This is a genomic window from Nonomuraea dietziae, assembly GCF_014195505.1.
Classification (GTDB): domain Bacteria; phylum Actinomycetota; class Actinomycetes; order Streptosporangiales; family Streptosporangiaceae; genus Nonomuraea; species Nonomuraea roseola.
Genome location: NZ_JACIBV010000001.1, coordinates 4,478,151 through 4,499,684 on the forward strand (window position 1 = coordinate 4,478,151; position 21,534 = coordinate 4,499,684).

Below are 21,534 nucleotides of genomic sequence, written 5' to 3' on the forward strand. Positions count from 1 at the left end.
TCGGCCAGGCATTCCGATCCACCCCGACGGGCGCGACGACCGGGGGTCAGGGGGACGGAAGTCTCCCTGACAGGAGGCTTGGGGAGCCTGGCTCCCCATCTGGGGAGTCCGAGCCCCCGGCGCGCGAAGCGCGCCAGGCGAGGCCCCTGCCCGTCAGATGAGCTCGGCCAGCGGTTCGGCGACCTGGCCCGGACGGTGACCCTCCCACAGGGCCGTCAGCGCCGTGGCCGCCATGAAGCGCACGCCGTGCCCGATGGCGCTCTCGTCCACGTCGAACGTGCCCTGGTGGATGTCGTGGTCGAGGCCGCCCGGCGACCTGGTGCCCAGGCGGGCGAAGGCTCCGGGGATCGACTCCAGGTACCAGGCGAAGTCCTCTCCGCCCAGCGACTGCTGCGTGGGGACCACGGCGCCAGCGCCGAGGGCGCGCTCGGCGGCCTCGGCGAGCATCTGGACGCTCTCCTCGTCGTTGACGACCGGCGGGACGCCTCGGGAGTAGTCCATGGTGGCCTCGACGCCGTACGCGCTCGCGACGGACTCCAGCAGCGCCTTGATGAGGTCGGGGGCCGCGTGCCAGGCCGCCTCGTCCAGGCAGCGGACGGTGCCCTCGGCGATGCCGTCGTCGGGGATGGCGTTGGCGGCCGAGCCCGCCTCCACGCGCCCCCACACCAGCGACAGCGAGGAGCGGGGGTCGACCCTGCGCGAGAGCGCGGCGGGCAGTTCGGTGAGGATCTTGGCGAGGGCGAAGACGAGGTCGGCGGTCAGGTGCGGGCGGGCCGTGTGGCCGCCGGGCCCGCTGACCCTGATGGCGAGCTTGTCGCAGGCCGAGGTGATGGGGCCGGCCTTGAGCCCGACCTGGCCGACGTCGACCCTGGGGTCGCAGTGCAGGCCGAAGATGCGGTCGACGCCGCTGATGCCGCCGTGGGCCATGACCTCGAGAGCCCCGCCGGGCAACTCCTCGGCGGGCTGGAAGAGCAGGCGCACCCGGCCTGGCAGCAGGCCCTCGCGGGCCTGCTTGGCAAGGAACATCGAGGTGCCGAGCAGGATCGTGGTGTGCACGTCGTGACCGCAGGCGTGGCAGACGCCCTGCACGGTCGAGCGGTAGGGCACGTCCTTCTCGTCGGGCAGGGCGAGGGCGTCGATGTCGGCGCGCAGCGCGATCGTCGGGCCGTCGCCGCTGCCGACCTCGCAGATGAGGCCGGTGCCGCGCGGGAGCACGGAAGAGTGCAGACCGGCCGCGGTGAGGCGGTCGGCGATCTTCTGGGTCGTACGGTACTCGGCGAAGGCGAGCTCAGGATGCATGTGCAGGTCGCGGCGGAACGCCACCAGTTCCTGCTCGTTCTCCGCCAGGAACGCGTCGAGTTCCCCCCGCAGCTCACGTCCCCGCATTGCTCACCGTCCCGTCACGTGCGACAACGCCGTCGCACGGCTCATTGCGCCGTCTTTCCCTGTGCGATCACGCGATTCAGCTGCCCGGTCGGGGAAGCTGCCCGGTGAAGCGAATGCCACACACCCGCGTGCACCGGTGTCAGAGATCAGCGGGGTTGGCCATAAGCCCGATGGCGATGCCATCGACTGTATCTCCCCTGCCGCCCCTCTCGCGGACAACTACACCAAAAGTTGGGCTGGGGCATGCCCGTAACCGCAGGTCGTCACAGTACGTGAGCGGTTACGTGGTCCGGAAATAGTCACAACGGATCATTAAATTGTGACCCGATGTCGCTACCCCCAAACGTTGACCCCGTTCCAAATCCTGTTACCTCCGGTCCTGGTCATCACACTGCCGCGATGCATGCAAGTGAGAAGAATGCGTGTTTCACTCACTATATGATCACTAATATCCCGTTCGGGGAGAAGCATGCACGGTTGAGCATCTTCGAGCCGAGCGAGGGGACCCTGGTGGTCGTACCCTCGCTCTCCCTGCCGCAGGATGAACTCCGCCGCATCAAGGCAGCAAGGTGCTACGAGGAGCGTCTGCTCTTCCTCCTGCTGACCCTGCGGGAGCCGGGGATCTCGGTGGTCTACCTCTCCTCCGTGCCGATCCATCAGGAGATCGTCGACTACTACTTCGGCTTCCTGCCCGACCCGGACGACGCGGCCAGGCGGCTGCACCTCATCACCGTCGACGACCCGCACAGCCAGCCCCTCACCAGGAGCGTGCTGGACCGACCCGACGTGGTCGAGCGGATACGCGGCGTCATCGGCGACGACGCGTGGCTGGTGCCGTTCGTGATGAGCGACCTGGAGGAGGAGCTCGCAGCGTCACTCAACGTCCCCATCTACGGTCCGGCCATGTCGCTGGCCTACTACGGCTCCAAGAGCGGGGCCCGCGAGATCGGCACCGAGGCCGCGGTGCCGATGGCGCGCGGATTCGGCGACCTCTACACGATGGCCCAGATCGAGGACGCGGTGCTGTCGCTGCCGGGCGAGCGCGTCATGGTCAAGCTGAACGACGGCTACTCGGGGCTGGGCAACGCGATCGTGCCCAAGCACGACTGGAGCCGCACGGAGTTCTCGGCGGGCGCCGACGAGACCTGGACCGGCTTCGCCGCCAAGCTGGCCGAGCGGGGAGGGGTGGTCGAGGAGTTCATCGAGCACCGCCCGCTCTACTACCCCAGCGCGCTGGCCAGGATCACCCCAGGCGGCCACTACGACGTCGTCGCCACCCACGACCAGGTCCTGGACGGCCCCGTCTACCAGGGCTGCACCTTCCCCGCCAGGCCGGAGTACCGCGCAGAGGTCAGCGCGTCGGCCGAGAAGATCGCTGGACTGCTCGCAGGGCGCGGCGTGGTCGGCCTGTTCGGCATGGACTTCTTCGCGATGAAGACGGACGCGGGCTACGCGGCGCTGCTGTGCGAGGTGAACCTGCGCATCGGCGGCACCACGCATCCCTTCGGGGCCGCGCTGCTCACCACGGACGCCACGTACGACCCCTCGACGGGGCTGCTGATGCGCGGGGCGCAGCCGAAGTACTACACGGCCACGGACAACTGCTCGGCGGGGTGCCTGGCCGGCCGTACGCCCGGGGAGGTGGTGAAGATGGTCGAGGGGCTCGGCCTCGGCTTCGACCCCGTGCGCAGGACCGGCAACGTCCTGCACCTGCTCGGCGCCATCCCCGAGCACGGCAAGCTGGGCTTCACCACGATCGGCGACTCCAGGGAGGAGGCCGACGAGCTGCACGGCATCACTCGCCGCGCGCTCTGCGGCGGCTGAGGCCTCGCCAGCCGATCAGCGCCAGCGCCACCCCCAGCACCAGGTTGACCGCGATCAGTATGCCGTGGACCACGTAGAAGCCCGTCGAATGCCCGTCGGCGAGGTTGAACCCAAGGTTGATCCACTCGAACATCATGAACGCGCCAACGATGATCAAGAATCCGGCGATCTTTCTCGACATGCTCATCTCTCAGTTTCCGGGCGGGTAGTGACGCCTCATGCGCTATGTGACGAAGCTACGCTGAGGTCGCTATGGGGACGAAACTGGTGCCGGTCGTGGCACTTCTCGCCGCGGTCGCCCTGGCAGGGCCCGCCTTCGCCGACCCGCCCGCCGTACCGGTGCTGGGGGGTGATCAGCTGGCGAGCAAGGGTCTGGTGGCGCCAGAGGGGGTGAAGGCGCCGCCGAAGACGAAGGCGACGTCCTTCGTCGTCGCCGACGCCGAGACCGGGCAGGTGCTCGCGGCCAGGAACCCGCACGGCCGCTTCCTGCCCGCCAGCACGCTGAAGGCGCTCACCGCGCTCAGCCTCATCCCCAAGCTCGACAAGAACCTCAAGATCAAACCCAGCAGGACGGCCGTCAACCAGGAGGGCAGCGCGGTCGGGCTCTCGGTCAAGACCACCTACACGGTCGACGACCTGTTCAAGGCGCTCATGCTGAGCTCGGGCAACGACGCGGCGATGGCGCTGGCCGAGGCGAACGGCGGGCTGGGCACGACGCTCGCCGACATGAACGCCGAGGCCAAGCGGCTGCAGGCCAACGACACGGTGGCCAAGACACCGAGCGGCCTGGACAAGCCCGGGCAGAGCAGCTCGGCCTACGACCTGGCGCTCATCGCCCGAGCGGGCCTGGCCAACCCCGACTTCCGCAGGTACGTCAGCCTCAAGTCCTCGCGCTTCCCCGCGCCGAAGGGCTACTACGAGATCGGCAACCACAACAAGCTGCTGTGGCGCTACAAGGGCATGGTCGGCGTCAAGAACGGCTGGACGTCCAAGGCGCTCGGCAGCTTCGTGGGCGCGGCCACGCGCGACGGTCACACGATCATCGTGACGATCATGCGGCACGAGGGCTACTTCTGGGAGGAGGTCGAGGACCTGCTCGACTGGGGGTTCGCGGCGCGGGCCAAGGGCCGTCCCGTGGGCAGGCTCGTGGATCCGCTGCCCGTACAGCCCGCCACCGAGCAGGTGAACACCACGGCGACGCCGTCGCCCGCGGCGTCCACGCGCGGCGCGCCCGTGCTCGACGCCGCGGCCTCGTCCCAGACCGGCACCAGCCGCATGGTCGGCTCCGTGGTCGTCGGCGCGGGCCTGCTGGGCGGCCTCGGCTGGCTCCTGTACGGCGTCCGCAGGCGCAGGGCGACCAGGCGGGCGGACGCCGAGGCCGATCAGTAGCTCCCGTCGGACGGCAGCGGCGTCGGAGAGGGCGGCGGGGTGAGCCCTGAGGTGGTGGTCCACGCGGCCACGTAGAGCGTGAGCCGCGCGGAGAAGTTGATCCACAGCAGCAACCCCGCCGTCACGGCGAACGTGCCGTAGACGGGGTTGCTCAGCGTGGTCGACAGCAGCAGCGTGGCCACCTGCTTCAGCACCCCGAACCCCACGGCTCCGAGCAGCGCCCCCTTGGCCAGCGTCCTGAACGGGCGGGCGGGCCTGGCCACCCAGCCCAGCACGATGAGGAACATCACCCAGTCGGCGCCGACGCTGCCCAGCAGGCCGACCCCCGCGAGCGTGAGCTTGGCGCCCAGCGAGGTCTCGACGCCGAGGAAGGTCGCCACGGTCGTCGTGGCCTGGGTGGCGAAGCCGCCGACCAGCGCCGAGACGATCATGGTCAGGCCCAGCATGATCAGCGTGGCCAGGTCGCGCAGCTTGCCCAGGACGAAGTTGAGCGGCGGCGTGGTCGTCATCGAGATCTCGCGCAGCGCGCCGCGCAGCGCGTCGATCGCGCCCAGCCCCGCGTACAGCAGGCCGATCAGGCCGATCAGGCCCGCGCTCGTCCTCGCCTGGGCGATCTGGTCGAGGTTGAGCTGGTCGACCAGGCCGGGCAGCTGCTCGGCGATGGACTTCCTGAGCGCCTCCGAGATCTCGGGGCGCTCGGTCAGGACGTAGCCGAACACCGCGAAGGCCAGCGCGATGATCGGGAAGAGCGACAGGAACGCGAAGTACGTCACGGCCCCCGCGAGCCTGTCACCGTTCTGCAGCTGGTAGCGCTGGACGGTCCTGATCACGTGATCGACCGGGTGCCAGCGCACCCTCGACCGTTCGGTCGTCCGGCGCACCCGTTCCTTGACCGCGCTGACCCGGTCGACCCATGTGCTCATGACGAAAGCTTCTACCCGATCCCGCCCGGATACGGCAGGCGGCAGGGCCCTGTCGTGGCGAATCCATCCGTCCCGCGCGCGCTCCGGCCCCGCCCGGCCTGCCGCCGCACGGCGGCGGCCTCACCCGGCGACCAGCACGCCGTCCCGCTTCAGGACCCGGCCCGCCACCAGCACCGTGTCGACCGCGCTGGTGTCCGCGTTGAGCACCACCGCGCCGATCAGGTCCTGCGCACCGGCCATCGAGGGTGAGGAGGCCCGCAGGAGCTGCAGGTCGGCCTGCTTGCCGACGCGCAGCGATCCGGTGACCTCCGCCAGACCCACCACCTCGGCCCCCTCGATCGTCGCCATCCGCAGCGCGTCGCGGGTGGTGAAGCCCAGCCCCGCCGCGTCGGCCCTGCCCCGCTCCAACGCATGGACGGCCCGCATCATCGCGAACATGTCGCCTGGACCGCTGGTCACCGCGTCGGCGCTGAGCGAGGCCGGAACGCCGGCCGCCCTCGCCCTGCCGGTGACGGGATACCCGATCGCCAGGGCCATCTCGCTGAACGGCGAGACCGACACGCTGCCGCCGCTGTCCGCGATCCGCTGGAGGTGCTCGTCGGTGTAGTGGTTGGCGTGGATGTAGGTGGTACGGGGGCCGCCGAGGAAGCCGTGCGCGTCGAGGAAGTCCAGGCCGCGCCCGGCGCTCTCGACGCCGTGACCCCCCATGTGGACGCTCACAGAGACGTCGAGCTCCTTGGCCAGCCGCCATTCGCCGGCCGCCCGCTCGAGGTCGCCGAACTCGGGGCCGAACGCGGCGACCGCCATGCTCACGAGGTCTCCGGAGAGCGCCTCCCGGATGCGGCGTCCCTCGGGCGCCATCAGGCTCTTGTCCGCTCCACCGTGACAGAAGCCGAAGACGGCCCTGACGCCGGAGGCGGTGAGCGCGTCGACGGCGGCGTCGGTGTGCTCGGGCGTGAACTGCACGTGTGACCAGTCGAGCAGGGTCGTGATCCCGCCGTGCAGGCACTCGCGCACGCCCGCCGCGATCCCCGCGTGGACGTCGTCGGGGGTGAGGCGCGGCGCCAGCTCGCCGAGCACGTGGGCCACGTAGTCACCGAGCGTGGTGTCGGGGGCGACAGCCCTGATCGCCGCCTGCCAGGTGTGCCGGTGGCTGTCCACGAACCCCGGCAACACGATCATGCCGGTCGCATCGATCACCTCGATCCCCTCCGCGCCCAGGTCGGGCCCGACCGCGGCGATCCTTCCCGCCGTGACGAGCACGTCGACCTCGCCGAGCACGACGGGCTGCGGCTCGGTGTCGATGACGAGGCCGTTCTTGACGATCCATGAGTTGTTCATTCTAAAAGCTTAGAAAAAAGCTTTTCAGAAAGCAATATGGATGCGGGTATCCTCGGAACGTGAACCAGGACGAGGTCGATGGGCTGGTGCCCCGCTGGCGGGAGGCAGGGCTCGCGCCGTCGCTCATCGCCAGCCTGGAGCTGAGCAAGCGGATGTCCCGCGTCAACGGGCTGTTCGAGCAGGCGGTGAAGGCCGAGCTGGCCGAGCTCGGGCTGACCTACGCGGAGTTCGACGTGCTCGCGGCGCTCGCCCGCACAGGGCCGCCACACCGGCTGAAGCCGAGCGAGCTGGCCCGCGCGCTCTTCCTGACCTCGGGCGGCACGAGCAACGTGCTGCAACGCCTGGCGGCCGCGGGCTACGTCGAACGCGAGGACGACAAGGGCGACGCCCGCAGCCGCTGGGTCCAGCTCACCGCCGAGGGCCTGCGCGTGGCGCACCTGGCTCTCGAGGGCTCCAGCCGCGCCCACACCGAGGCGATGGCCGGAGTTCCCGAGTCGACCCTCCGGCACGCGGCCGACGCCCTGCGCGAACTCACCCTGGCCCTGGGCCGCCGAGTCCGCTGACCATCCAGGGCCCGCGGCCCTGCCCAGGGTCCGGTGAGCGAGTCGACGGATGACGCGCCTGCTGTGGGCGGCGCGTCATCGGAGCGGCCGGGGGTGGATCAGAAGGCGCGCGGCAGGAAGCCCACGCGGTCGCGGACCTGCGCCATGGTCTCGCGGGCCACCGCGCCCGCGCGCTCGGCGCCGATGGCCAGGAGCCTGTCGAGCTCGGCCTCGTCGGCGAGCAGCTTCTCCGTGCGCTCCCTGATCGGCGTGAACGACTCGACGACGACCTCGGCGACGTCCTTCTTGAAGGTGCCGTAACCCTGGCCCTCGTAGCGCGCGACCAGCTCGGCGATCGGAGTGCCGCTCAGCGCGGACTGGATGCGCAGCAGGTTGGAGATGCCCGGCTTGTTCTCCTCGTCGAACAGCACCTCCGAGCCCGTGTCGGTGACCGCGCGCATGACCTTCTTGCGCAGCGGCCCCGGCTGCTCGAGCACGTCGAGGATGCCGGCGGGCGAGGAGGAGGACTTGGACATCTTCGCCGTCGGGTCCTGGAGGTCGGTGATCTTCTCGACCTCCTTGAGGATGTACGGCTCCGGCAGGGTGAAGGTGTCGCCGAAGCGGTGGTTGAAGCGCTGGGCGAGGTCGCGGGTGAGCTCGAGGTGCTGCTTCTGGTCACCGCCCACGGGCACGCTGTTGGCCTGGTAGAGCAGGATGTCGGCGGCCTGCAGGATCGGGTAGGTGAACAGCCCGACGCTGGCCGCGTTCTCGCCGTACTTGGCCGACTTGTCCTTGAACTGGGTCATGCGGGCGGCCTCGCCCATGCCGGACAGGCAGATCAGCACCCAGGCCAGCTCGGTGTGCTCGCGCACGTGCGACTGCACGAAGACGGTGGCGCGCTCGGGGTCGAGCCCGGCGGCGAACAGCTGCGCGGCGGCCACGCGGGTGCGGCGGCGCAGGTCGGCGGGGTCGGTGGGCACAGTGATCGCGTGCAGGTCGACCACGCAGTAGAAAGCGTCGTGCGTCTCCTGCAGCGTGACCCACTGACGGACCGCACCCAGGTAGTTGCCCAGGTGGAAGGAGTCCGCGGTGGGCTGGATGCCGGAGAGTACGCGAGGTCTGGCCATAGCCCGTAATTGTGTCAGGAATCCGGCTCAGGCGGCGACTCGATCAGCGTCCGGCGTTTCACTCTCACTCTGGAGATCCTGCGCCCGTCGAGCTCGGTGACGGTCAGGTCGAAGCCGGGGATCTCGACCTTCTCCCCGACGGCGGCCAGGTGCCCGAGGCCAGCCAGCACGAAGCCGCCCAGCGTCTCGTAGGGGCCGTTGGGCAAATTGATGCCGGTCTGGGCGGCGAAGTCGTTGAGGTTGGTCAGGCCGTCGAGCTCGACCTCGCCCGCGGGCAGCGGGACGGGCGGCTCCTCGATGTCGTACTCGTCCCTGATGTCGCCGATCAGCTCCTCGACCAGGTCCTCCAGGGTGACGATCCCCGCGGTGCCGCCGTACTCGTCGACGACGATGGCCAGGTGGTGTCCCTCGTCGCGCATCTCCGACAGCGTGGTGAGCAGGCGCTTGGAGGCGGGAACGAACTTGACCGGACGGATGGGCACGAGCCGGCTGATCGGCTCGATCTGCCCGGTGAGCACGGGGTCGAGCAGGTCCCTGACGTGGACGAAGCCCGCGATCTCGTCGTAGGAGCCGCGGTAGACGGGAAAGCGGGAGTGCGGCAGCGTCGCGGCCAGCACGGCGGCCTCGGCCAGCGGCGTGTCGGCCTCCATGAACTCCACCTCGGTGCGGGGCAGCATCACCTCGCGCAGCTGGCGCTTGCCGGCGGAGAACACCTCGGCGATGAGGTGCCGTTCGTCGGCCGTCAGGTCGGTGTGGCCGACGACCATGTCGCGCAGCTCCTCGGTCGTCATCTCCTCCCTGTCGGCGTGGGGGTTGCCGCCGAGCAGCTTGACGACGCCGTCGGTGGACTTCGACAGGGCCCAGATGACGGGCCTGGACAGACTGGCCAACCGGTCAAGGAAGGGCGCGACGACCAGGGACAGCCCCTCGGCCCGCTGCCTGGCCAGGCGTTTGGGCGCGAGCTCGCCGAGCACCAGCGACAGGTAGGAGATGGCCAGTGTCACCAGGACCAGCGCGACGGGCTGGGCGAGTCCTCGGGGTAGCCCCCAGCTCACGAGGGTAGGTTCGAGCTCGCCGGCCAGCCTGTCGGCGCCGAAGGCGGCCGACAGCATGGTGGCCACCGTGACGCCGATCTGCACGGCCGACAGGAAACGATTGGGGTCCTGGGCCAGCTTCGCGACCCTGGCGCCCCTGCGTCCTCGCTGTTCGAGCTTTCGGATCTGGCTCTCCCGCAGGGAGACCAGGGCCATCTCCGCCGCCGCGAAGAAGCCGCCGATCAGGATGAAGAGCAGGACGATGGCGCTATTGGCCGCAACGCTGTTCAACGAAGTGCTTTCGACGTAGTGATCTGCCAGCGTACCCGGCTCCAACCAGTCAGGCCGAGTATGCTGAAGCCGTACAAAATCAAACATGAACAAACAGAGGTGAACATGAAGCTTCTCGTCACGGGAGGCGCCGGGTACATCGGCAGCGTCGTCGCCGCGCAACTCGTCGAGGCGGGGCACGAGGTGACCGTCCTTGACGACCTGTCCACCGGGCACGCCGACGCCGTGCCCGCCGGCGCCCGGTTCGTGCACAGGTCCATCACCGACGTCGGCGACGCGCTCGACGGCGTGGAGGGCGTCCTCCACTTCGCGGCCAAGTCGCTGGTCGGCGAGTCGGTGGAGAAGCCGGGGCTCTACTGGGCGCACAACCTCGGCGGCACGCTGGCGCTGCTGGACGCCATGCGCTCGCACGGCGTGTCGCGCATCGTCTTCTCCTCCACCGCCGCGACGTACGGCGAGCCCGAGCGCTCGCCCATCCTGGAGAGCGACCCGACCCGCCCGACCAACCCCTACGGCGCCTCCAAGCTCGCGGTCGACACCGCGCTGACCGCCTACGCCGGGCTGCACGGCCTCGGCGCGGTGAGCCTGCGCTACTTCAACGTCGCGGGCGCCTACACCGCCGCCGACGGCCGCGTCCTCCGCGAGCGCCACACCGTCGAGACGCACCTCATCCCCAACGTCCTCAAGGTCGCCACCGGCGAGCGCGAGTCGGTCAGCGTCTTCGGCACCGACTACCCGACGGCCGACGGCACCTGCGTGCGTGACTACATCCACGTCGCCGACCTCGCCAGGGCGCACCTGCTCGCGCTGTCCGCCTGCGCCCAGGGCGAGCACAAGATCTACAACCTGGGGAGCGGCACCGGCTTCTCCGTCCAGGAGGTGATCGAGGTCTGCCGTGAGGTCACCGGGCATCCCGTCCCCGCGGTGGTCGGTCCCCGCCGCGCGGGCGACCCCGCCGTGCTGGTCGCCTCCTCCGACAAGATCCAGCAGGAGCTGGGCTGGAAGGCCGAGCGCGCCTCGATCCGGGACATCGTGGCGGATGCCTGGAATGCGCTCACCCGATGAGCCAAAATATGCTGAGATAGCGAAATGTGAGGACCTTTTCACAGAAGGTGCTGTTCGCTCTCGCGATCGTGCTCGGCTGCAGCCTGACCGCCGCCGGGGTGGTGTTCGCCACGACGGAGCCCACCTCGGCGACCAGGCAGGCGCCCACGTGCGCGCCCAAAGCCAGCTGAAAGCGTGCTCCTGCCCTGACGCGGGCCCTGGCAGGTCTCTCGCCCCCTCCTGCGCGCCTCGGCCGCGGACTGTTCGTCACCGTCAGCGTCGTCCTGTTCCGTCAGCGCACGGCGATGCGCATCCTGGCCTGGTTGTCGGCGGGACGGCGGTCGCCCAGCCGTGACGAGCGCACGACGGCCGTGGTCTCCAGCGGCCTGCGCGGAGCGCGGAAGGCGAGGGTGAAGCGCACCTTCCGCCCCGACGCCACGCGGTCCAGCGCGCACACCACCTGACCCGCGCCACCGCCGCATCTCGCGCCCTCGGCCGCCACCATCCGCGCGCCGCCCGTCGTGAAGGAGACCTGGGCGTCGCGCACCGCCCGAGGGCCGCGGTTGCGGACCGTGGCCGCCATGGACAGGCGCCGTCCCCGCTTGGGACCGCTCGTGAGCCGCACTCCCAGATCCGCTCCCGGGTCCACGCGCGTGCCGAGCGTCACGTCGTTGTCCAGCGGGTCGCCGTCCTCGACCGCGGAGGAGATGTGCGCGGTCAGGCGCAGCGGACCTCGCGCGCCCGACCTGACGATCCCGTGGATCGTCACCCCTCCGTTCGCTCCCACGATCACGTCCGTCTCCGAGGGGCAGATCACCTCGCTGACCGTACGGCCAGGGCGGCACGTCGCCACGTCGACGCCCAAGACGTCCACCTCCGGGGGCACGTTCACCCTCAGCACGGGAAGCACGGCGTCGCCGGGGCCGTCGTTGCGCACCTGGACCCTGTAGGTGATCAGCTGTCCTGGCTGGGCGACGGACGGGCTGGCCGACACCGTCACGGACAGGTCGGCCCTGCCCCATTCCTCGTCGGCTCGCGCTGCTGCCTGGCCTGCCAGCACCGCCACACCGACCATGCCGGCGAGTACCCTCGCCGGTACGCGTCCCATGCCCACCAGTCCCCCGTAGCCTCGGTTCCGGCCGCCCATTCTTCCGTCCTGACCTGGGCAAACAGCTCCACCGACACGCACGGTCCCGAACCGGGCGATCTTCGTGGCGGCCCCTGGACGACGTCGGGGCCCAGCGGGACGTCCTCGACGTACCCGGGCGAGGCTTGCGGGCTCTCCGGCCGCGCTCAACGCACGAAGGCGGGGCCCGGTCATGGGCCCCGCCTTCGCCGTAGGAGAGTGAGTCAGATCAGACCGAGCTCGCGCACCGCGTCGCGCTCCTCGATCAGCTCGGCCACCGAGGCGTCGATGCGCTCGCGGGAGAACGCGTCGATCTCCAGGCCCTGGATGATCTCCCACCTGCCGCCGACCGAACGGACGGGGAAGGAGGAGATGATGCCCTCGGGCACGCCGTACGAGCCGTCGGACGGGATCGCCGCGGAGGTCCAGTCGGTGCCGTTGACCCAGTCGTGGACGTGGTCGATGGCCGCGTTCGCCGCGGAGGCGGCCGAGGAGGCGCCACGGGCCTCGATGATCGCGGCGCCGCGCTTGGCGACGGTCGGGATGAAGGTCTCGCGCAGCCACTCGGGGTCGACCTGCTCGGCGGCGACCTTCCCGCCGACCTCGGCGTGGAACAGGTCAGGGTACTGGGTGGCCGAGTGGTTGCCCCAGATGGTCATGTTCCTGATCTCGGTGACCGGCACCTGGAGCTTGGCGGCCAGCTGCGACAGCGCGCGGTTGTGGTCGAGGCGGGTCATGGCGGTGAAGCGCTCGGCCGGGACGTCGGGCGCGTTCTGCTGGGCGATGAGCGCGTTGGTGTTGGCCGGGTTGCCGACCACCAGGACCCTGATGTCGTCGGCGGCGTGGTCGTTGATCGCCTTGCCCTGGGGGCCGAAGATGCCGCCGTTGGCGCCGAGCAGGTCGCCGCGCTCCATGCCGGCCTTGCGCGGCATGGCGCCGACCAGCAGGGCGACGTTCGCGCCCGCGAAGGCGACGTTGGGGTCGTCGGTGATCTCGATGCCGGACAGCAGCGGGAAGGCGCAGTCGTCGAGCTCCATCGCGGTGCCCTCGGCCGCCTTCACCGCCTGCGGGATCTCCAGCAGGCTCAGCTTGACCGGGACGTCGGCGCCCAGCAGCTGGCCCGAGGCGATGCGGAACAGCAGGGCATAACCGATCTGTCCGGCGGCTCCGGTGACGGTTACCTTGACGGGCGCGGCCATGGCCTTCCCCTAACTCAGAAGAATCGAATCGTGACGTCTGGATGTTACTCGCTCGTCATCCACAGGGTTCCATCACGGGTACCCTCAGGTCCGCCCTGAAGTCGACATTGCTGAAATGGGTGGCGACGAGCTGGCCGATCACATTGTTCGTGATGAGCTCGGAGATCGCGCCCTTGACGGCCTCACAGGTGCGCACGTCGCCCTGCTTGATGCCGACGGCGTAGCGCTCGTCGCTCAGCGTGGCGCGCAGGATCCGGTAGCGGGCGTTCTCCCTGTTGGCGAACCCCGCCAGCAGCAGGTCGTCGCCCGAGACCGCGTCGACCTTGCCCGCGGCGAGCAGCCTGATGCAGTCGGCGTAGTTCTCCGCGGTGACGGTGACCATGTCGACCATCTTCTGCACCTTGCCGACAGCGGTGCTGCGCTGGTCGCACAGCTTGCGGCCCTTGAGGTCGGCGGGCTTGAGGATCTTGCTGTCGCCGTCGCGCACGAGCACCGCCTGATGGGCCACGATGTACGGCCCCGCGAACAGCAGGTCGCTGTCGTCGATGGAGTAGGTCGCCACCACGAGGTCGACCCGCCCGTCGGCCAGCGCGTCGGCCCTTTCGTCCCTGGGCAGGACCACGAAGGTGATGCCGCGCTCCTCGACGCCGAGCGCCTTGGCCACGCGCTTGGCCACGTCGATGTCGAAGCCGGAGAACGACCCGTCGGCCATCTCGTAGCCGACGCCGGGGACGTCGCCCCTGACCCCGATCGTGATCTTGCCGGTGGCCGCCGCCCTGTCGGCGACCGAGTCGCCGATGGGCGTCGGGTCGGGGCTGCGCTGGCTGCCCAGCGCGATCGGCCAGCCGTACTGCACGGCTGCCACCGCGAGCGCGGCGACCAGCAGCAGGGCGAGGATCAGCGCCACCCACGGCGTCACGGGTCTGCGGCGCCTGGCAGGGGGGACGGCGGTCGGCGGCTGGCTCAGGTACCGCTGCTCGCTCATGGGCTGCTGCACGGGCCCCGGCTGCCCGCCGGACGCCGGGTACTGGTCGGGCATGGAGTGCCGGCTGGGCACGGCGTGCTGACCGGACGCCGGGTGCGGGTGGGCAGCCGGGTGCGGGCCGGCCGGCGCGTGCTGGTTGGCAGCCGGGTGCGGGCCGGCCGGCGCGTGCTGGTTGGCTGCCGGGTGCGGGCCGGCCGGCGCGTGCTGGTTGGGCACGGGCCGCAGCGCCTGGGCGGGGCGCTGGGCGGGCGGGCCCGTCGGCGCATGCGCCCCGGACGGCTGAGCCGCGGTCGCGGGGAGGCGCGTCATCGGCGTGGTGTCGTCGCTGGCGATCTTCACGCCCTCGCTGAGGACGGCCGTGGAGGCGCTCGCCGTACGGGCCGGGTGACCGAGCAGGCGCAGCAGGATCTCGTCGGCCGAGGGCCGCTCTCGGGGGTCCTTGGCCAGCGCGGCGGCGGCCACCCCGCGCAGCGGCTCGGGCAGCGCGCTGACGTCGACCTCGTGGTTGAGGATGCGGTTGAGCACCACCGCGATCGAGTTGCCCTCGAAGACCGTCACACCCGTCGCCGCGTAGGCGATCGTCGCCCCCCAGGCGAACACGTCGGTGTAGGGCCCGATGTCGTCGCCCGCGATCTGCTCGGGCGCCATGTAGGCGGGCGTGCCGATGGCCCTGCTGGTGATCGTGCCCGTGGAGTCGATGATCCGCGCGATGCCGAAGTCGACCACCCTCGGCCCGTCGGCCGCGATGAGCACGTTGTCGGGCTTGAAGTCGCGGTGGACGATCGAGGCCTGGTGGATCGCGGTCAACGCGGTCGCGGTGCCGATCGCCAGCCGCTCGAGCGCCTGCCCCGACAGCGGCCCGTCGCTCTCGACGACGTCCCTGAGCGAGAGGCCGTCGATGTACTCGCTGGCGATGTACGGCGTGTTGCCCTCGAGATCGGCCTCGACCACGCGGGCCGTGCAGAACGAGGCCACCCGCTCGGCGGCCTTGAGCTCCCTCGCGAAGCGTGACCTGGCGATCGTGTCGCCGCTGAACTTCACGTGCAGCAGCTTGATCGCCGCACGCTCCCCCTGGCTGTTGGTCCCGAGGTAGACGATCCCCTGACCGCCCTCCCCGATGCGCCCGGACAGCGTGAACGAGCCCAGCTGGCTGGGGTCGCCCGCCATCAACGGCGCGATCTGCGGCATGCGTCATCCCCACGTTGGCTTCTGCCTGACGACGCAAACTTTACGACGCTCAGGAACCTCCCAGGGAACCGTTAACCGTTCGTGACGTCACAGTTGGTCACGACACAGCCCCACGGCAAAGGCGTTTCATCACACCTCGTAGGCCTCGGAGTCATCGCCCGCGTCAATCGGCACGCGTGCCGCGCGGCTCTCGTCACGAGAGTCACAGAATGACATTCTGGAGCGCATGTACGACATCGTGCTGTTCGGAGCGAGCGGGTTCACCGGCGCGCTCACCGCGGAGTATCTCGCCGAAGCCGTGCCGCCCGGTTGCCGGTGGGCGCTGGCCGGGCGCGACCGCGCCAAGCTGGAGGCGCTCGGCCACGACGTCCCCCTCCTGCACGCCGACGTCAACGACCCCGCCTCCCTCGCCGCCCTCGCCGAGCAGGCGCGCGTGGTCGCCACCACCGTCGGCCCCTACATCAGGTACGGCGAGCCGCTCGTCAAGGCGTGCGCGCGGGCCGGCACGCACTACGTCGACCTGACGGGCGAGCCCGAGTTCGTCGACAGGATGTTCGTCCGCTACGACGGCATGGCCAGGAGCACCGGCGCCAAGATCGTGCACGCGTGCGGCTTCGACTCCATCCCCTACGACCTCGGGGTCCTCCACACCGTCGACCAGCTGCCCAGCGGCGTCCCGCTCAAGGTCAGCGGCTTCGTCAGGAGCAACGGCAGGGCCTCGGGGGGCACCGTCCACTCCGCGGTGACGGCGATGTCCAGGGTCAGGCAGATGGCCGAGGCGGGCACGCAGCGCCGGTCGGCCGAGATCCGCCCGAAGGACCGCAGGGTCAGCTCCCTGCCGGGCGGGCTGCGCTACGTCGGCGGATGGGCGCTGCCCATGCCCACCATCGACCACCAGATCGTCGCCCGCTCGGCCCGCGCGCTCGATCGCTACGGGCCCGACTTCGCCTACCGCCAGCACTTCGCGGTCAGGCGGCTGTCCACCGCGTTGGCACTGGCCGCGGGGGCGGGCGCGCTGGCCGTACTCGCCCAGATCCCCCCTGCCCGCGACTGGCTGATCGGCAGGATCGACGCGGGCGAGGGTCCGATGGCCGAGCAGCGCGCCAGGAGCTGGTTCAAGGTGACCTTCCTCGGAGAGGGAGGCGGCGCGCGGGTGGTCACCGAGGTCTCGGGTGGAGACCCCGGCTACGGCGAGACGGCCAAGATGCTCGCCGAGTCGGCGCTCTGCCTGGCCTTCGACGACGTGCCCGAGGTCGCGGGGCAGCTCACGACCGCCGTCGCCATGGGCAGACCGCTCATCGACCGCCTCCACCGCGCGGGCATCTCCTTCACCACCCTCCGGGCCTGAACCCGGATGGCCCGCCTCTAGTACGGCAGGGCCCGCGCGGCGAAGTCCTTGCGCAGGAAGGGCGCCTTGAACTTGGGGTAGGCGACCGTCGTGGGATCGCCGTCGGAGGTGTAGCGCTGGTCGGCGTTCTGGTTCAGCCAGTCGAGCCACGCCGTCGAGCAGAACTGCGCGCAGTCACCCTTCTTGTCCATGGCCCTGATCCTCGGGATGCCGAGCGGGTCGAAGTTCTTGTTGAACGGCGCGGGCGCCGGCGTGTACCCGGCGAGGAAGACTCCCGCGTGGTTGTAGGCGACGTCGCCGCTCTTGCCGCTGCGGGCCCAGTCCTTCTTGCGCGGCTGGTTGCCGTACGGCAGGGCGAGCGTGACGGGCGGCGCGCCGTCGAGCTCCGTGACCAGCTTCTGGCCCGCCGCGATCTCGTCGGCCACAGCCTTCTGCGGCTTGCCCGACAGGCTGTGGTGGTCGCGGGTGTGATTGCCGATGTCGAAGCCGTTCTGCTTCAGCCACAGCATCATCTGCGCCTGCTCCTCGGGCGCGGTCTTGCCGAACATGTCGCCGGTCACGTAGAAGGTGGCCGCGGCACGGAATCCGGGGTTGCGCTTGGCGACGTCCTGCAGGATCTGGACGGCGGTGCCCTGCTTGGGCTGGCCGAGCTCGTCCAGCGTGAGCTGCGAGGGCGAGGAGTCGTCGAAGGTCAGGACGACGGCGTGCTTGCCCGCCGGAATGTCGATCTTGCCGGTGGTGTACTCGGCGGCGCTGACGGGCACGTACCCGTCCTTGGCCAGGCGTTCGAGATCGGCCCTGAACTGCGCGGGGGTGCGGTCGTCCTGGGTGGTGGGCTTGTCGACCACCCGGTGGAACATGATCACGGGGATCTGGCCGAGCTCGTTGGCCTTCACCTTGGCCGCCGCCGCCACCTTGGCGGCCTTGGCCTGCCGCGTCGCCGCCGCGGTGTCCACCTTCGGCTTGGCGACCGTGGTGTCGGTCCCCGCACCGCCACAACCGGCGGCCAACGCGCCGATCACTACCAACCCTGCACCTAGCACCCGCATGAGAACCCCCGGAGATCGACTACGGAGTGCTCTTACCCCGATACACCATGTGAACGGCTCTTGCGTCGGTATGAAATCCGTCAGGCTCTCATGACATGCGAAAGGGCCGCCCTTGGACGGCCCTCGGGGAAGGCAAGACGGTCATGAGCCGTACGGCCGGCGCCGGCCGGTACAGCTCACGCACTCACGACCACGAGCAGGGGGAGCCCAAGCCACGGCCGGGGGCGCGCATCGCGCAGGGAGGAGCGACGAGGCTCAGGGCTCGAGAAGCTCGGACCGGGGGTCACCGATCTTCTTGATCGAGGTTGCCGTGGGCCTCGGCCGAAAGGTCCTGCCAGTCGGCCCAGGTCTTGAGCCGGTCGGCGTAGACCTGCTGGAGCATCGGGTAGAAGCCCAGCCCGAAGAGCACCCGCAGGGGCGGGTTGTCGGAGTCGACGATCTTGAGCAGCGCCTGGGCCGCGGCGACCGGGTCGCCGGCGGGCTGCTTGCCCGCGAACCCCGCGAGGCGCTGACGGAGGCCGTCGTAGATCGGGTTGGTCTCGGCCAGGTGGCCGTTGTTGAGTACATCGGGGTTCTTGCCGGACCTGGTGGCGAAGCCGCCTGGCTCGATGACGGTCACCTTGATGCCGAAGTCGGCGACCTCTTGGGCGAGGGCGTCGTTCAGGCCTTCCAGGGCCCACTTGGAGGCGTGGTAGGCGCCGCCGAGCGGCATCGAGAAGAGGCCGGCCGCCGAGGACAGCTGGATGATGTGTCCCGCGCCCTGCTCGCGCAGGTGGGGCAGCGCGGCCTGGATCACCCACACCGCGCCGAACAGGTTGGTCTCCATCTGGTCGCGCAGTTGCTGCTCGGTCAGCTCCTCGATCGCGCCGATCTGGGCGTAGCCGGCGTTGTTCACGACGACGTCGAGACGGCCGAAGTGTTCCTTGGCCCGCTTGACGCTGTCGAAGACGGCGGCCTTGTCGGTCACGTCCATCTCCAGCGGGAGCACCGCGTCGCCATGGGCGGCGACCAGGTCGTCGAGGCTTCGGGCGTTCCTGGCGGTCGCGGCCACCTGGTCGCCGCGGGACAGGGCGGCCTCGACGAAGTTACGGCCGAGGCCGCGGGACGAACCGGTGATGAACCACACCTTGCTCATGATGTCTTCCCGTTCTTTCTGCGGTGGCGGTTTCCCTCGTCGCCGTGTTCGGCTGACACACCCCCTAGACGAGACAGCCCGGCGAAGATGTGAGCCCCGCCGAGTGTGACCTGTGTCTCCCCCGCGTTCCTGGCATGGCCGTCGATGTCACGGACGGCTGGTCTGTCTCGTCTCGGGTGGTGGAGACACGCCGATGCGGGTCCTCAGGCGCCGGCCGGGCTGCCCGCCGGGGAAGCGGCAATGATAGGGATGACCGGAAGGCGTGGATTGTCCAACGTCAGGGTCGAGCGGAAGCTCGGCCGGCAGCCGCGCCACCTTTCGTGGCTGCAGGGGTTCAAGGAGGAGCCGGCGTGACCCGCACCGAGGAGTTCCAGGAGCTGCGCCCGCTGCTGTTCTCGATCGCCTACCGGATCCTGGGCAGCGTGAGCGAGGCAGAGGACGCGGTCCAGGAGACCTGGCTGCGCTACGAGGGCTCCCCCGCCGAGCCCAGGTCCGCCAAGGCGTTCCTGTCGGCCACGGTGTCCCGGATCTCGATCGACGTGCTGCGCTCGGCCCGCGTCCGGCGGGAGGAGTATGTCGGCCCGTGGTTTCCCGAGCCGCTGCTGGCCGACCCTTACGAGGATCCTGAGCGGTCGGCGGAGCTGGCCGACTCGGTGTCGATGGCGGCCCTGTTGCTGCTCGAGCGGCTCAGCCCGCTGGAGCGGGCGGTCTTCGTGCTGCGGGAGGTGTTCGCCTTCAGCTTCCGGGACATCGCCTCGGCGGTGGAGCGGTCGGAGGCGGCCTGCCGCCAGCTCGCGGTGCAGGCGCGCCGCCACATGGACGAGGGCAGGCCCCGCTTCGAGGCCGACCGGCGCGAGCGCGACAGACTCGCCGTGCGCTTCTTCGACGCCATGAGGGAAGGGGACGTCGACGGGCTGCAGGAACTGCTGGCCGCCGACGTGCACATGGTCGGCGACAGCGGCGGAAAGGCCCCGCAGCTGGCCCACCCCGTCATCGGCCTCGAGAAGGTGACCCGGATGCTCGCCGCGTTCATCCCGATGCTCGCCAAAACCGGCGGCATGATGGAGCTGCACGAGGTGAACGGCCAGCCGGGCGGGATCTTCCGCGACCGCGACGGCAGGGTCCTCAACACCTGGGCGCTCGACATCCTCGACGGGCGGATCCAGACGATCCGCACGGTGAACAACCCCGACAAGCTCGGCCACCTGGGCCCGGTGGGGGACGCCTGGGCGACCCTCCGCGAGGTGACCGAGGCCCGCCGGTCCGCGAACTGACCGCAAGAGGCCCTGAGACGGCCTCGGACATGCGAAACGGCCCCTACCTCGCGGAGAGACCGCGGGTAGGGGCCGTGTTCGACTAGAGAGACATCTTCTTCTTGAGGTTCTCGTCCAGCGCCGCCAGGAAGTCCTGGGTGGTGAGCCACTTGGCGTCGCCGCCGACCAGCAGGGCCAGGTCCTTGGTCATCTGACCGCTCTCGACGGTCTCGACGCAGACCTCCTCCAGCTTCTCGGCGAAGTCGATCACCGCGGGGGTGTTGTCGAGCTTGCCGCGGTGCTGCAGGCCACGGGTCCACGCGAAGATCGACGCGATCGGGTTCGTGGAGGTGGGGTTGCCCTTCTGGTGCTCACGGTAGTGACGGGTCACCGTGCCGTGAGCGGCCTCGGCCTCGACGGTCTGGCCGTCGGGGGTCATGAGGACGGAGGTCATGAGGCCGAGCGAGCCGAAGCCCTGCGCGACGGTGTCGGACTGGACGTCGCCGTCGTAGTTCTTGGCCGCCCAGACGTAGCCGCCCTCCCACTTCATGGCCGCGGCGACCATGTCGTCGATGAGGCGGTGCTCGTAGGTGAGCCCGGCGGCGTCGAAGTCGGCCTTGAACTCGGTCTCGAAGACCTCGGCGAAGATGTCCTTGAAGCGGCCGTCGTAGGCCTTCAGGATCGTGTTCTTCGTGGACAGGTAGACGGGGTAGCCGCGGTTGAGGCCGTAGCGCATGGACGCGCGGGCGAAGTCGCGGATCGACTCGTCCAGGTTGTACATCGCCATGGCGATGCCGGGGCCGGGGAAGTCGTACACGTCGATCTCGATCGGCTCGGAGCCGTCCTTCGGCGTGTAGGTGAGGGTGAGGGTGCCCTCGCCGGGGATCTTCAGGTCGGTGGCGCGGTACTGGTCGCCGAAGGCGTGACGGCCGACGACGATCGGCTTGGTCCAGCCCGGCACCAGGCGCGGCACGTTCGACATGATGATCGGCTCGCGGAAGATGACACCGCCGAGGATGTTACGGATGGTCCCGTTCGGAGACTTCCACATCTTCTTGAGGCCGAACTCCTCCACCCTGGCCTCGTCGGGAGTGATGGTCGCGCACTTGACGCCCACCCCGTACTTCTTGATGGCGTTGGCGGCGTCGATGGTGACCTGGTCATCGGTGGCGTCACGGTGCTCGATGCCGAGGTCGTAGTACTTCAGATCGACGTCGAGGTAGGGAAGGATCAACTGGTCCTTGATGAACTGCCAGATGATCCGGGTCATCTCGTCGCCGTCAAGCTCGACGACGGGGCCCTCTACCTTGATCTTGGGCATGCGTATGGTTCCCCTTCGTGAAAATATGG

Annotated in this window: 19 protein-coding genes; 7 read left to right on the plus strand and 12 right to left on the minus strand. The window is 69.9% G+C overall.

Annotated elements, in window-relative coordinates; translation table 11 throughout:
* Positions 1-153 precede the first annotated feature (153 nt).
* Complete coding sequence (locus tag FHR33_RS21110; RefSeq protein ID WP_183650461.1) at positions 154-1,386, minus strand: M20 family metallopeptidase; 1,233 nt, start codon at positions 1,384-1,386, stop codon at positions 154-156.
* 438 nt (positions 1,387-1,824) lie between these two features.
* On the opposite strand from FHR33_RS21110, the gene FHR33_RS21115 reads away from it, so the two are divergent.
* Positions 1,825-3,210 (plus strand): peptide ligase PGM1-related protein, encoded by a 1,386-nt coding sequence (locus FHR33_RS21115; RefSeq protein WP_183650463.1) that lies wholly within the window; start codon positions 1,825-1,827, stop codon positions 3,208-3,210.
* On the opposite strand, the gene FHR33_RS21120 is transcribed toward FHR33_RS21115, so the two are convergent.
* Positions 3,182-3,391 (minus strand): SCO4848 family membrane protein, encoded by a 210-nt coding sequence (locus tag FHR33_RS21120; protein WP_246452027.1) that lies wholly within the window; start codon positions 3,389-3,391, stop codon positions 3,182-3,184. The two genes, FHR33_RS21115 and FHR33_RS21120, sit on opposite strands and share 29 nt — an antisense overlap.
* A 71-nt stretch (positions 3,392-3,462) precedes the next feature.
* Between FHR33_RS21120 and FHR33_RS21125 the strand changes: the two genes are divergently transcribed.
* Positions 3,463-4,599: a D-alanyl-D-alanine carboxypeptidase family protein gene (locus FHR33_RS21125; protein ID WP_183650469.1), complete on the plus strand. Its 1,137-nt coding sequence runs from the start codon at positions 3,463-3,465 to the stop codon at positions 4,597-4,599.
* Here FHR33_RS21125 and FHR33_RS21130 read toward each other — a convergent pair.
* Together FHR33_RS21130 and FHR33_RS21135 are read right to left on the minus strand one after the other, a co-directional pair.
* Positions 4,593-5,522: a YihY/virulence factor BrkB family protein gene (locus FHR33_RS21130; RefSeq protein ID WP_183650472.1), complete on the minus strand. Its 930-nt coding sequence runs from the start codon at positions 5,520-5,522 to the stop codon at positions 4,593-4,595. The genes FHR33_RS21125 and FHR33_RS21130 overlap by 7 nt on opposite strands.
* A 120-nt stretch (positions 5,523-5,642) precedes the next feature.
* A complete protein-coding gene (locus tag FHR33_RS21135) occupies positions 5,643-6,863 on the minus strand; it encodes an amidohydrolase family protein (RefSeq protein WP_183650475.1) in 1,221 nt (406 codons plus the stop codon).
* Positions 6,864-6,922: 59 nt separating this feature from the next.
* Between FHR33_RS21135 and FHR33_RS21140 the strand changes: the two genes are divergently transcribed.
* Positions 6,923-7,426, plus strand: coding sequence for a MarR family transcriptional regulator (locus FHR33_RS21140; protein ID WP_221241182.1), 504 nt, complete (start codon positions 6,923-6,925; stop codon positions 7,424-7,426).
* A gap of 98 nt (positions 7,427-7,524) precedes the next feature.
* Here the strand turns inward: FHR33_RS21140 and trpS are convergent, their stop codons facing one another.
* Positions 7,525-8,532, minus strand: a complete 1,008-nt coding sequence (gene trpS, locus FHR33_RS21145) for a tryptophan--tRNA ligase (RefSeq protein WP_183650478.1) — start codon at positions 8,530-8,532, stop codon at positions 7,525-7,527.
* A gap of 14 nt (positions 8,533-8,546) precedes the next feature.
* Positions 8,547-9,857 (minus strand): hemolysin family protein, encoded by a 1,311-nt coding sequence (locus FHR33_RS21150; protein WP_246452028.1) that lies wholly within the window; start codon positions 9,855-9,857, stop codon positions 8,547-8,549.
* A gap of 105 nt (positions 9,858-9,962) precedes the next feature.
* Between FHR33_RS21150 and galE the strand changes: the two genes are divergently transcribed.
* Together galE and FHR33_RS21160 are read left to right on the plus strand one after the other, a co-directional pair.
* Positions 9,963-10,922: a UDP-glucose 4-epimerase GalE gene (gene galE, locus FHR33_RS21155; protein ID WP_183650481.1), complete on the plus strand. Its 960-nt coding sequence runs from the start codon at positions 9,963-9,965 to the stop codon at positions 10,920-10,922.
* 26 nt (positions 10,923-10,948) lie between these two features.
* Positions 10,949-11,092: a hypothetical protein gene (locus FHR33_RS21160; RefSeq protein ID WP_183650483.1), complete on the plus strand. Its 144-nt coding sequence runs from the start codon at positions 10,949-10,951 to the stop codon at positions 11,090-11,092.
* 101 nt (positions 11,093-11,193) lie between these two features.
* Here FHR33_RS21160 and FHR33_RS21165 read toward each other — a convergent pair whose 3' ends face one another.
* The 3 genes from FHR33_RS21165 to FHR33_RS21175 form a co-directional block, all read right to left on the minus strand.
* The gene (locus tag FHR33_RS21165) at positions 11,194-12,009 is read right to left on the minus strand and encodes a COG1361 family protein (protein WP_183650486.1); all 816 of its coding nucleotides are present in this window, start codon (positions 12,007-12,009) and stop codon (positions 11,194-11,196) included.
* Positions 12,010-12,251: 242 nt separating this feature from the next.
* Positions 12,252-13,226, minus strand: a complete 975-nt coding sequence (locus tag FHR33_RS21170) for a malate dehydrogenase (protein WP_183650489.1) — start codon at positions 13,224-13,226, stop codon at positions 12,252-12,254.
* A 55-nt stretch (positions 13,227-13,281) separates the two neighbouring features.
* Positions 13,282-15,399, minus strand: a complete 2,118-nt coding sequence (locus FHR33_RS21175) for a serine/threonine-protein kinase (RefSeq protein ID WP_183650491.1) — start codon at positions 15,397-15,399, stop codon at positions 13,282-13,284.
* Positions 15,400-15,616: 217 nt separating this feature from the next.
* Here FHR33_RS21175 and FHR33_RS21180 point away from each other — a divergent pair, with 217 nt between their 5' ends.
* Positions 15,617-16,747 (plus strand): saccharopine dehydrogenase family protein, encoded by a 1,131-nt coding sequence (locus FHR33_RS21180; RefSeq protein WP_221241959.1) that lies wholly within the window; start codon positions 15,617-15,619, stop codon positions 16,745-16,747.
* A 17-nt stretch (positions 16,748-16,764) separates the two neighbouring features.
* Here the strand turns inward: FHR33_RS21180 and FHR33_RS21185 are convergent, their stop codons facing one another.
* Positions 16,765-17,796, minus strand: coding sequence for a polysaccharide deacetylase family protein (locus FHR33_RS21185; protein ID WP_183650496.1), 1,032 nt, complete (start codon positions 17,794-17,796; stop codon positions 16,765-16,767).
* 283 nt (positions 17,797-18,079) lie between these two features.
* Positions 18,080-18,931 carry an SDR family NAD(P)-dependent oxidoreductase gene (locus FHR33_RS21190; protein WP_183650497.1) on the minus strand — a complete coding sequence of 284 codons (852 nt, stop codon included), beginning with the start codon at positions 18,929-18,931 and terminating at the stop codon, positions 18,080-18,082.
* Between the two features lie 350 nt (positions 18,932-19,281).
* Between FHR33_RS21190 and FHR33_RS21195 the strand changes: the two genes are divergently transcribed.
* On the plus strand, positions 19,282-20,205 hold the full coding sequence (locus FHR33_RS21195; protein ID WP_183650498.1) for an RNA polymerase sigma-70 factor: 924 nt from the start codon (positions 19,282-19,284) through the stop codon (positions 20,203-20,205).
* Positions 20,206-20,287: 82 nt separating this feature from the next.
* On the opposite strand, the gene FHR33_RS21200 is transcribed toward FHR33_RS21195, so the two are convergent.
* On the minus strand, positions 20,288-21,505 hold the full coding sequence (locus FHR33_RS21200) for an NADP-dependent isocitrate dehydrogenase (protein WP_183650500.1): 1,218 nt from the start codon (positions 21,503-21,505) through the stop codon (positions 20,288-20,290).
* Positions 21,506-21,534: the final 29 nt, after the last annotated feature.